Below are 12,627 nucleotides of genomic sequence, written 5' to 3' on the forward strand. Positions count from 1 at the left end.
CTACGTCCGGCGGCCGGCGAGGACGGCCAACGCGGCCAACCACTTCTGCGTCAACGCGTTCACCTCGTCCTCCTTGAGCACGTCCGGCGGGAACGACAGGAACGCCTTGATGCGGGAGCCCGCCTCGTCCGTCTCCGCCATGGACTGGATGTCCAGCTCGGCCTGAGCCGGCATACAGTTGCGCGCCACGTCGGTCAGGTCCGGGGTGTCGAAGTCCGGCAACCACGCCGATCCGCGCAACTCCTCGGGCACGCCCGTCTCGGCCACGCGTCCGATGTAGTTGAACACGATCTGCGGTTCCGCGAACTCACGCAGCGTGGCCCCGGACTCGTCGTCGAGGTACCGCAGCATGCCGTAGCCGATGCCGTGATCGGGCACGTCGGCGAAGCTCGTTCGCGTCCGCGCCACCACGTCGTCGCCCCCGGCCGCTCGACCGTCGACGACCGCAGCCGGGTCGAGGCCGGACAAGTCCACCCGAGCCGGGTACATCGTGGTGAACCAGCCGACCGTGCGAGCCAGGTCGGACCCCGGGACCACGGCCTCCTCGCGCCCGTGGCCCTCCAGCGTGAGCAGCGGCGCCGCCGCTGTCTCGCCCCGCTCGGCCCGCCATGCCGCCACCGCGACGGACAGGGCCGCGACCAGCACCTCGGCCGTCGTGGCCGACTCGGCTCCGCGCGGTGCGAGCAGAGCCTCCGACACCTCGTCCGGAACGACGACGGTGGTGCGAGTCAGCCGATCGGCGGTGTCGACGGTCGGGTCGAGACGACGACGCCCCAGCGTCGGGTCGTCGGCAGCGAGTACGGAACGCCAGTAGTCCAGCTCTCCGCGTCGCTCGGCGGCTCGACGCACCAGTGCGGTGCTCCAGGTCCGCCACGAGGTGTCGACGGGCGCGAGGACCGGCTGCTGTCCCGCCGACACGGCCACACCCGCGGTCACGAGATCCGTGACGAGGATGCGCCACGAGACCGAGTCGATCACGAGGTGGTGCGGGAGGATCAGCAGGCGACCGGCGGTGGAGTCGTCCTCCGGGGCGAACCACAGCAGTTCGAGCATGTCGCCGCGTTCGGGGTCGAGGCGCGCCATGGCGGCGTCGAACTCGCGCCTCAGGACGTCCGCATACCCGTCGGTGCCCGGCTCGGACCCGGTCGCCAACGGGATCCGACGGATGCGCGAGGCCAGGTCGTACTCCCCCGCCGGGGGCACGACCAGCGCGTGCCCCGCGACGTCCACTCGGGCCCGCAGCACGTCGTGACGCTCGACCACGGAGGACAGCACCTCGGTCAGGGCGTCGGCCGTGACTCCCTCGGGCAGCGTGAGCATCAGCGGCATGACGAAACCGGACCAGTCGCCGCCGCGCTCGACCATCTTCTCCGCGACGGGAGAGAGCGGAGCGATGCCCACACCGTCGTCGGCCACGGTTGCCGACGAGCCGGGTCCGCGCGCATCGACGGCCGCGGCGATGGCCGAGACCGTCCTCAGCTCGAACACCTCGCGTGCGGTGAACGCGACACCCGCGGCGCGGGCCCGTGCCACCAGCTGCATCGACACGATGGAGTCGCCGCCGAGTTCGAAGAACGAGTCGTCCGCACCGACACGGTCGATGCCGAGAACCTCCGCGACGACCCCTGCCACCGTGATCTCCGTCGGGGTCGACGGCGCACGGTACGTCCCGGAGGACAGCTCGGGCACCGGCAACGCGCGGCGGTCGGTCTTGCCGCTCGCCGTCGACGGGAACGAGTCCAGAACGGTGACGACGTCCGGAACCATGTAGCCGGGCAACACTCGTGCCGCGGCGTCGGTCACCGACTGCGCCTCGACGGTGGCTCCGGCCCGCGGCACCACGTATCCGGCGAGCACGCTCGCCGCGCCGATCTCGTGCACCACCACGGCGGCCTGCGCGACATCCGGGTGACCGGCGAGCACGGACTCGATCTCCTCGAGCTCGACGCGCAGACCACGCAACTTCACCTGGAAGTCGACGCGGCCGACGAACTCGAGTTCGCCGTCCTCGGTCCACCGCACCAGGTCACCGGTGCGGTACAGACGCTCGCCCGCGCCGTCGAACGGATCGGCGACGAACCGCTCCGACGTGAGGTCGGCGCGCGAGGCGTACCCGCGGGCCAGCTGATCGCCGGCCAGGTAGAGCTCGCCGGCCCCGCCCGGGGCGACCGGACGCAGTCGGTGGTCGAGCACCCGCGCGGCGACGTTCCACGCCGGGTGTCCGATCGGCATGGCCGGCCCGGCGACGGACGCCACGCTGCCGTCGACCCCGACGGCGTCGAAGCTGGTCGCGTCGACGGTCACCTCGGTGGGGCCGTACAGGTTGACCACCCGCGCGTCGGTCACACGCCGGACCCGCTCGGTGAGCGCGACCGTCAGTGCCTCACCGCCGGAGAACACGGTGCGCAGCGAGCGCAGGGTGTCCGGTCCGAGTTCGGCCGCGGCGTCGACGAAGAGCGAGAGCACCGACGGCACGAACTGCACCACGGTGACGCCGCGGTCGGCCACGATCCGCGCCATGTAGGCGGGGTCGCGGTGACCGTCCGGCTCGGCGACGACGGTGCGGGCACCGACGACGGACGGGGCGAAGAGCTCCCACACCGACGCGTCGAAGGTGAACGGCGTCTTCTGCAGCACCACGTCCGACTCGTCCAGCGCGAACTCGTCGATCAGCCAGAGCAGCTGGTTGACCAGCGCGCCCTGCGTGACCTCGACGCCCTTCGGCACACCGGTCGATCCGGAGGTGAACAGCACGTACGCCAGGGAGTCCGGCCGCACGGCCCCGCGTCGGTCGGCGTCGGTCACCGGCGCCTCGGACCGACCGTCGGCCAGCGTGGCGACGTCGACGTAGTCGACGCCGGCGATCCCTGCGGTCCCGGCGGCGGCGATCACGCAGCGCGGCGACGAGGCGTCGAGCACCGCGCGGGTGCGGGCCTCCGGGATGTCCGGATCGATCGGCACGTACGCCGCCCCGGCGGTCGCGACGGCGGCGAGCGCCACCATCAGATCGACCGAGCGCGGCAGCGAGATTCCGACGCGGTCGTCGGGCCCGACGCCGCGGTCGACGAGACCGCGAGCCACCCGGGCAACGCGGGCGCCGAACTCGGCGTACGTCAGCGACTCGCCGGCGAACTCGACCGCCACGGAATCGGGCGACTGCCTCACACGATCGGCCAGCAGGTCGGCCACGGTCGTCGTCGGGACGTCCCGACGCGTGTCGTTCCAGGTCTCGAGCACGGCCCGACGCTCGTCGGTCGACAGGACGTCGATCTCGCCGACGGACGCCGACCCGCGGGACGCGACGGCCTCGAGAATCCGAGCCAGTCGTGCGGCGATCGCGGTCACGTGCGCCTCACCCAGGATCGCGGGCACGTACTTCAGCGTCACGTGGAGCGCGGTGTCGGTGTGCGCGAGCACGGTGAGCGGGTAGTGCGACGCGTCCTCGACGTCGGCGCCGGCGAACTGCATGCCGTCGATGTCGGTGGTCTCGTCGATCCCGGCGCTCTCGATCGGGTACGACTCGAACACCGTCAGCGTGTCGAACAGACCCGCCGTCCCCACTGCCTGCTGGATGCGCGGCAGCCCCAGGAAGTGGTGCTCGATGAGGTCGGCCTGCTCGGACTGGATGCGCTCGAGCAGCGCGTGGACGGACTCGTCCTCGTCGAGGCGCACCCGTACCGGGATGGTGGTGATGAACAGGCCGAGCATCGACTCGATGCCGCTGATCTCCGGCGGGCGGCCGGACACGGTCGCGCCGAAGACGACGTCCTCGGACGCCACGGTGCGGGCGAGCAGGATGCCCCAGGCCGCCTGCACGATCGTGTTCATGGTGACGCCGCGTTCGCGTGCCACGGCCGAGAGAGCGTCGGAGACGCCGTCGGGCAGCGCGACGTCGAGTTCGGCCGGGACCACGTCCACGCCCTCGGCGGGCGGGTTCGGCGCGAGCAGTGTCGGCTCGTCCAGCCCGTCCAACGCATGGGTCCAGGCGGTGGTCGCCGCCGCGAAGTCCCGCTCCGACAGCCAGGACAGGAAGTCCTTGTACGGCCGCACACGCGGCAGCACCGAGCCGTCGCCACGGGCGGCGTACAGCACGATGAGGTCCTTGAGCATCAGCGGCATCGACCAGCCGTCGAGCAGGATGTGGTGGTTGCTCACCGAGAAGACGTACGACGACGGGCCGGTGACGATCATGAGGAAGCGCATCAGCGGCGGCGCGGCCAGATCGAAGCGGGCGACGCGATGCTCGTGCAGCAGCGTCGCGACGGTCTCGTCCCGCGTCGCCGGGTCGGCGTCCGTGAGATCGACGGTCCGGAAGTCGATGTCGCGCACCGGGTCCGCGAGGTCCACGACCACCTGCACCATCGCCCCGTCGGGGTCGGTGACGAAGCCGGCCCGCAGGTGCGGGTGCCGCGTGATCAGGGCCGCGGCCGCGGCACGCATGCGCTCGATGTCGACCGACCCGGTCAGCCGCAGTGCCACCTGAGCGGTGTAGACGTCGGTTCCCGCGCCGTCGGCACCGATCTCGCCGGCCAGAACCGAGTGGAAGAGCATGCCCTCCTGCAGCGGGGCGAGCGACCAGACGTCGGAGAGGGTCGGGTAGCGGTCCTCGAGCCGATCGAGCACCGGCTGAGTGACGGACACCAGCGGTACGTCGGACGGCGTGAGCCCGCCGGCGTCGGGACGACGAGCGTGGTCGGCCAGCGCCGTCGCCGCGTCGACGAACAGGTCGGCGAGACGACGCGCGTCGGCGTCGGACAGCACGCCGGTGGCGTGGGCGAAGGACGCGGTCAGCACCGGACCCGATGCGGTGTCGGACGTCGCGGCGTTGATCGACAGCACGGCCGGGACCACCATGCCGGGGTCCTGGGCGCCGCCGAGCTGTCCGCCGTCGGAGGCGGGCTGCCACCCGAACGCCGCGTACTGCTCGGTGTCCGCACCGGCCGGCCCGGAGACGCGTCCGAGGTAGTTGAACCCGATCTCGGGTGACGGCAGGGCCGCCAACTCGTCGGCCGTCGCCGCGTTCAGATGACGGAGGAGTCCGTATCCGATGCCCCGCTCGGGCACGGCGAGCAACTGTTCCTTGACAGCCTTGACGGCCGTGCCGGCGGCGGGACCGCCGCGCAGTGCGTCGTCGAGATCGGCGTCGGTGACGTCCAGTCGCACGGGGTAGAGCGTGGTGAACCAGCCCACCGTGCGACCGAGGTCGGCGGCGCGACCGACCGCGTCCTCCTCGCGTCCATGGCCCTCGAGGTCGAGGGTGAGTGCGCCCGCGTCCTGCCCACGCTCACGGCGCCAGGCGCCGACGGCCAGGGCGAGGGCGGTCAGCAGCGCGTCGTTGACACCGCCGCCGTAGGCCTCGGGCAGCGGACCGAGGAGTGCCTCGGTGACCGGGACGGGCAGCTCGATCTCGAACCGGTCTGTCGTCGACACCGTGTCCACGGCCGGATCCACCGGCCGCGATCCCAGCCGGGGGCCGGCGTCGGCGAGGACCGAGCGCCAGTGCGCCAGTTCCGCGACGCGGGAGTCCGACGCGGCCTCGTCCACCAGAGCGTGTGCCCAGGTGCGCATCGAGGTGCCGACGGCGGTGAGCGACGGCTCCTGGTCGCTCGTGACCTGCGCCCAGGCGGTCGCGAAGTCGGGCACGAGGACGCGCCAGGAGACGCCGTCGACCACCAGGTGGTGGATCAGGACGAGCAGTCGGCCGGTGCCGCCGGCGGCGGGGTCGAACCAGACGATCTGCACCATCCGGCCGTCGGCGGGCGAGAGCCGCGCGGCCGCGCGGTCGAGTTCCGCCTCGGCGAGGGCGACGAACTCGTCGCTGCCCGGCTCGGCGTCCGCGACGACTCGGGTGACCACGTCGGCGGGGTCGATCGCCCCGGCCGGCAGGACCTCGAGCGTGTCGACGCCGAGTCGGGTGCGCAGCTGGTCGTGGTGGTCCAGGACCGCCGCCACGGTGCGGTGCAACGGGTCGGCCGTCACGCCCTCGGGCAGCGTGAGGAACACGGCCTGGGAGAACCGGTCGTACTCACGACGGGTGTCGACCAGCCAGCGCATGATCGGGGTGAGCGGCATCGTGCCGACACCGCCGCCCTCGATCTCGGCCAGCGTCTCACCGGCGACGGCGTCGGCGGCGAGGGTCGCGACCTCGGCGAGCGCCGCGACCGTCCGCCGCTCGAAGACGTCACGGGCGCGGAAGAGGACGCCGGCGGCCTTCGCCCGGGTGACCAGCTGGATCGAGACGATGCTGTCGCCGCCGAGGCCGAAGAACGAGTCGTCCACACCCACGCGCTCCACGCCGAGCACCTCGGCGAACAGCGCGGCGAGGGTCTCCTCCATCGGGGTCGCCGGCGCGCGGTACGTGTCCGCGGCGGAGGTGAAGACCGGTTCCGGCAACGCGCGGCGGTCGAGCTTGCCCGCGGGCGTCAGCGGCACCCGGTCGAGCACGACGATCGACGACGGCACCATGTAGCCGGGCAGGGATGCCCCGACGTGCTCGGACAGCGCCGAGACGTCGACGGTGCGGCCGCGCACGGGCAGGACGTAGGAGACCAGGACGGTCTGGCCGGTCTGCGACCGCTTGTGCCCGACGGTGACGGCGAAGTCGACGTCGTCGTGGCGGCCGAGCACGGAGTCGATCTCGCCGAGCTCGATGCGGAAACCGCGCACCTTCACCTGGAAGTCGCTGCGCCCGACGTACTCGAGGTCGGCGGCGGACGAGTCGGCGCCGGAGTCGACCCACCGCACGACGTCACCGGTGCGGTACATCCGCGCCCCGGGCTCGCCGAACGGTGCCGCGACGAAGCGTTCCGACGTCAGCGACTCGCGGTCGTGATATCCCCGCGCCACGGACGGACCGGCGACGTACAGCTCACCGGGCACGCCGACCGGGACGGGCTGCAGACGCTCGTCGAGCACCGCGAGTTCCACGCCGCGCGTCGGGCCACCGATCGTGACCGGGCGCTCGGGCGACATCGGGACCGACGACGTGCTCCAGATGGTGGCCTCGCTGGGCCCGTACAGGTTGAACATCCGGCGGCCGGGCGCCCAGCGGCGCATGACCTCCGGCGGGCACGCCTCGCCGGCCACGGCGAGGACGGCGAGCTCGTCGAGCCCGGACGGGTCGACGGTCGTCAGTGCGGCCGGGGTGACGAAGGCGTGGGTGACGTGCGCGCCGCGCAGCAGGTGGACCAGGTCCTCGCCGCCGATGATCGACGTCGGGGCGATCACCATGGTCGACGCCGCGGCGACCGCCATGAGGATCTCGAAGACCGACGCGTCGAAGCTCGGCGAGGCGAAGTGCAGCACCCGCGACTCGGGGGTGAGGCCCATGCGCTCGCGCTGTTCGACGACGACGTTGGCCAGGCCGGTGTGCGTGACGACCACGCCCTTGGGCCGTCCGGTCGAGCCGGACGTGTAGATCATGTACGCGGCGTCGGTGAGGCGCGTCGGGCGAGCCGGTGCGGTGAGCGGATCGGCGGCCTCGATCTCGGCGACGGTGTCGGGGTCGTCGAGCGCGATCCAGCGCGCCGAGTCCGGCAGGGTGCCGACGGACGACGCGAGCGTCAGGCCCACGGTCGCCCCGGAGTCGGAGACCATGTACTCGATGCGGTCCGACGGGTAGCCCGGGTCGACGGGCACCACGGCGCCACCGGCCTTGGCGACGGCCCAGAAGGCCACGACCGAGTGCACGGAGCGCGGCAGCGCGGAGGCCACCACGGTCTCCGCCGTCACGCCGCGGTCGACGAGCACGCGGGCGAGACGAGCTGCGCGCGTGTCGAGTTCGCGGTAGGTGACCCGCTCGTCGCCCAGCATCACGGCGACGCCGTCCGGGTTCGCGGCCACGGAGTCGGCCAGCAGGGCGGCGAGGGTGCGCGGCTCGGCGTTCTCCGGACCACGGACCGGCAGCAGCTGCCGACGCTCGTCCGCGTCGAGCAGGTCGATGTCGCCCACGGCGACGGTCGGGTCGGCGACGACGGCCTCGAACAACCACACCAGTCGGTCCCCGAGCCGCGCGACGGTGTCGGCGTCGAACAGGTCCGTGGCGTAGGTGATGACGGCGTCGATGCCGGCGGGCGACCGGTCCTCGCCCACGTTCTCGGCAAGGGAGAGCTGCAGGTCGAACTTCGAGGTTCCGGTTCCACCCTCGAGTCCCTCGACGGTGAGGCCGGGGAGCTCGAGCCGCGCCTGCTGGTTGTTCTGCAGCGCCAGGGCCACCTGGAACAGCGGCGAGTGCGCCGTGGACCGCTCGGGGGCGATCACCTCGACCAGTCGCTCGAACGGGATGTCGGTGTGGGTGAACGCCGCGAGGTCCGTGCTGCGGACTCGCGCCAACAGATCGCGGAACGACTCCGCCGGGTCGATCTGCGTCCGCAGCACCAGGGTGTTGACGAACATGCCGACGACGTCGTCGAGCTTCTCGTCCGGGCGACCGGCGATGGCGGTGCCGACGGCGATGTCGTCGGTGGTCGACGAGCGCGCGAGCAACACCGCGAGGACTGCGTGCACCACCATGAACAGCGACGCGTTGTTCCGACGCGCCAGATCGTCCAGTGCCGCTTGCAGTTCCGCGGGGATGGTGAAGGTGTGGTCGGCGCCGCGCATCGACTGCGTCGCCGGCCGCGGGCGATCGGTGGGCAGGTCGAGGGCGTCGGGCAGACCGTCGAGTTCCCGCGTCCAGAACTCGAGCTGACGCGCGGCGAGCGACTCGGGGTCGGACTCGTCGCCGAGCAGTTCGCGCTGCCACAGGGCGTAGTCGGCGTACTGGACGGCCATCGGTGTCCAGCCCGGCTCGCTCCCGCTTACGCGGGATCCGTAGGCCAGCATGATGTCTCGGGCCAGCGGCGCCATGGACGCGCCGTCCGCGGAGACGTGGTGGACCACGAGGACCAGCACGTGGTCCTCGGGTCCGGCGCTGAGCAGCCCGGCCCGCACGGGCACACGCTGGGCGACGTCGAATCCGCCGGTGACCAGCTCGGTCACCCGCGCGACGATCGCCTCGTGGTCGGGCAGGTGCTCGACCTCGACGTCGGTCAGCACGCCCTGCTCGGCGAGCCCCTCGGTGGTGAGGATCCGCTGCACCGGGCCGTGCCCGTCGTCGGGGTAGTAGGTCCGCAGCGACTCGTGCCGGTCGATCACGTCCTCGACGGCGGCGCGGAGGGCGTCGACGTCGAGCGTGCCGGTGAGCCGGATGACCATCGGGATGTTGTACGCGGCCGACGCGGTGTCGAACTGGTTGACGAACCACATCCGGGACTGCGCCGTGGACAACGGGATTCGCGCCGGACGATGCTGCGCCGTCAGGGCCGGGCGGGCCGTCCCCGAACCGCCCGAGTGCTCGGCGCGCGACGCGAGACCGCCGACGGTGGGCGCCTCGAAGAGCTCGCGCACCCCGAGGTCGACACCGAGGGCCTCGTTGATGCGCGCGACCACGCGCGTCGCGCTGAGAGAGTTGCCCCCGAGCGCGAAGAAGCTGTCGTCCAGACCGACGCGGTCGGTGCCGAGGACGTCCGCGAACACCGACGCCACCACGTCCTCGACGGGGGTGCGCGGAGCGCGGTACTCGCCGCCGCCGAGCTCGAACTCGGGCTCCGGCAGGGCCTTTCGGTCCAGCTTGCCGTTGACGTTGAGCGGCATCGCGTCGAGGACGACGACGGTGGCGGGCACCATGTACGTCGGCACGCGCCGACCCACGAAGTCCAGCAGAGCCGCCGTGTCCACGACGGCACCGCTGCGCGGCACCACGTAGCCCACCAGCTGGTCGCCGGTCCGCTGGTCGCCGCGGACCGCGACGACGGCGGAATCGACGTCGTCGTGCGCGAGCAGCGCCCGCTCGATCTCCTCGAGCTCGATGCGGAAACCGCGCACCTTCACCTGGAAGTCGCTGCGGCCCACGTAGAGCAGCTCGGAGCGACCGGACCCGTCGGCGGCACGGGTCCAGCGGACGAGGTCGCCGGTGCGGTACATCCGCGTACCCGGTGCGCCGAGGCTCGCCGCGAAGGGATCCGCGACGAACCGCTCGCTGGTGAGATCCGGGCGATCGACGTACCCGCGGGCCAGCTGATCACCCGCGAGATAGAGCTCACCCGTGACTCCGACCGGAACCGGGTGCAGACGGTCGTCGAGCACGTAGACGCGGCTGTTCCACTCGGGACGTCCGATCGGCACGGACGAGTACGCCGACTGCTCGGTCGGCGACACCGGATGGTGCGTGATCGACACGGCGGCCTCCGTGGGTCCGTAGAGGTTGTGGAGCTCGACCTGCGGTGCACCGGAAGCGGACCCGTCGCCGAACACCTCGAACACGCGCCGCACGGTGTCCGGGGTCAGCGCCTCGCCGATCGCGAGGATGCGGCGCAGCGAGGTCAGCCGGGCGGGGTCGGCCACGGCGAGGAACGACGCGAGCAGCGACGGCACGAAGTGCGTCGTCGTGATGCGTCGGTCGTGCACGAGGTTCGCGAGGTACACCGGGTCGCGATGCCCCTCGGGCTTGGCGACGACGAGCGTCGCGCCGACGGTCGGCGCCCACCAGAACTCCCACACCGACAGGTCGAAGGTCGCCGGCGTGCGCTGCAGCACGGCGTCGTCGGTGGTCAGCGGGTACTCGAACTGCTTCCAGCGCAACTGGTTCGCGATGGCGCCGTGCGAGATCGCCACACCCTTGGGTCGGCCCGTCGAGCCGGAGGTGAAGATCAGGTAGGCGGTGTTGTCGCTGCGCAGCGGGCGCACGCGGACCGCGTCGGTCACGCGCGCGTCCGTCACGGGAACGGTGTCCACGTCGAGCGTCCGCACGTCCGCGGGCAGGTCCACCGGGCGGGCGGAGGACGTCAGCACGACGGCGGGCCGCGCCGTCTCGAGCACGTACGCGGTGCGCTCGGCGGGGTGGTCCGGATCGATCGGAAGATAGACCGCTCCCGCGACCGCGACCGCGTACATGCCGACCAGCAGTTCCACGGACCGCTCGAACGCCAGACCCACGACGTCCTCGGTACCGAGGCCGTCCTCGATCAGCCGCGTCGCCACCGAGTGCACTCGCGCGGCGAACTCGGCGTAGGTCAGCTCGGTGTCCTCGAACACGATCGCGGTCTGCTCGGGATGCGCCGCGACGGCGTCGTCGAACAGGCTCGCCAAGGTGGCGGGCGGCAGGTCGACGTCCGTGGCGTTGCGCTCCTGCAGCACCGCGCGCGTCTCGTCGGCCGAGAGCATCGGGAGGTCGCCCACCAGCGCATCGGGATCGGCGACGATCGCGTCCACCAGCCGCACGAAGCGGTCGGCGACGTCGCGCACCGTCGACTCGTCGAACAGATCCAAGGCGTAGGTGAAGATCGCCGACATGCCGGCCGCGACGCCGTCGTCGTAGAAGTCCGACAGGATCAGGTGCAGGTCGAACTGGGCGTTGTCGCCCTCGACGTCGAGCGCCTCGATACGCAGATCCGGCAGCACCAGCTCACCGCGCTCGATGTTCTGGAAGGACAGGCCCACCTGGAAGAACGGGTGACGCGCCGTGGAGCGCACGGGGTTGAGCACCTCGACGAGGCGCTCGAACGGCACGTCGGCGTGCGAGAACGCCGCGAGGTCGGTGTCCTTCACCGAGTCGAGGACGTCGCCGAACGACGCGCCGAGGTCGACCTGCGTCCGCAGGGCGAGGGTGTTGACGAACATGCCGACGACGCCCTCGAGCGCTTCCTCGCCGCGACCGGCGATCGGGGTGCCCACGGCGATGTCGGTGGTCCCGGACAGCCGCGCCAGCAGCACCGCGAAGGCAGCGTGCGCGGCCATGAAGGTGCTGGCGCCGTGGTTGCGCGCGACGGCCTCGAGGCCACGATGCGCGTCGGCGGACAGCGCGAACTCGACGCGCTTGCCGCGCAGCGACTGCACCGGCGGGCGCGGGCGATCCGTCGGCAGCTCGAGCTGATCCGGCGCGTTCGCCAGCGCGCGGCGCCAGAAGGACACCTGCGCGTTGAGGACCGACGACGGGTCGTTCTCGTCGCCGAGCACCTGACGCTGCCAGACGGCGTAGTCGGCGTACTGCACGGCCAGCGGAGCGAACTGCGGGGCCTGCCCGGCGGCGCGCGCCACGTAGGCCGTGGCGACGTCGCGGACGAACGGTGCCATCGACTCGCCGTCGGCGGAGACGTGGTGCACGACGAGAGCCAGCACGTAGGTGTCGGCGGCGGTGCGGTAGAGACGCACGCGCACCGGCACCGCGGCCGTGACGTCGAAGCCGCCGGTCGCCAGCTCGTACAGGTGGCCGGGCAGTGCGTCCTCGGTGACGTCGATCGGCGTCAGGTCCGGAGCGACGTCGGCCGCGGGCAGGATCACCTGCACGGGACCGTCGGCGGTGTCCGGGTAGACCGTGCGCAGCGACTCGTGCCGCTCGAGCACATCGGCCACCGCGGTGGTGAGGACGTCGACGTCCAAGGCGCCGACCATCTTCACCGCGAGCGGAATGTTGTACGCCGCACTGTCCGGATCGAAACGGTTGAGGAACCACATGCGGGACTGCGCCAGCGACAACGGGATGCGCTCGCCGCGCGGCACCCGGCCGAGCACCGGGCGGGCCGTGGTGTCGGCGGCGCGGTCCGCGAGAGCGGCAGCCATCTCGGCGACGGAGGGAGCCTCGAAGAGTTC

1 protein-coding gene (running past one end of the window) is annotated in these 12,627 nt (G+C 72.1%); it reads right to left on the reverse strand.

The features are described from left to right. Positions 1-12,627 carry the 3' end of a non-ribosomal peptide synthase/polyketide synthase gene (locus RC2_RS06560; protein WP_245811005.1) on the reverse strand. Its footprint extends 21,519 nt past the window's final position, so 12,627 of the gene's 34,146 nt are visible here — the last part of the coding sequence; the start codon falls outside the window, past its right edge; the stop codon is at positions 1-3.

This window comes from Rhodococcoides corynebacterioides NBRC 14404 (genome assembly GCF_001894765.1).
Classification (GTDB): Bacteria; Actinomycetota; Actinomycetes; order Mycobacteriales; family Mycobacteriaceae; genus Rhodococcoides; species Rhodococcoides corynebacterioides.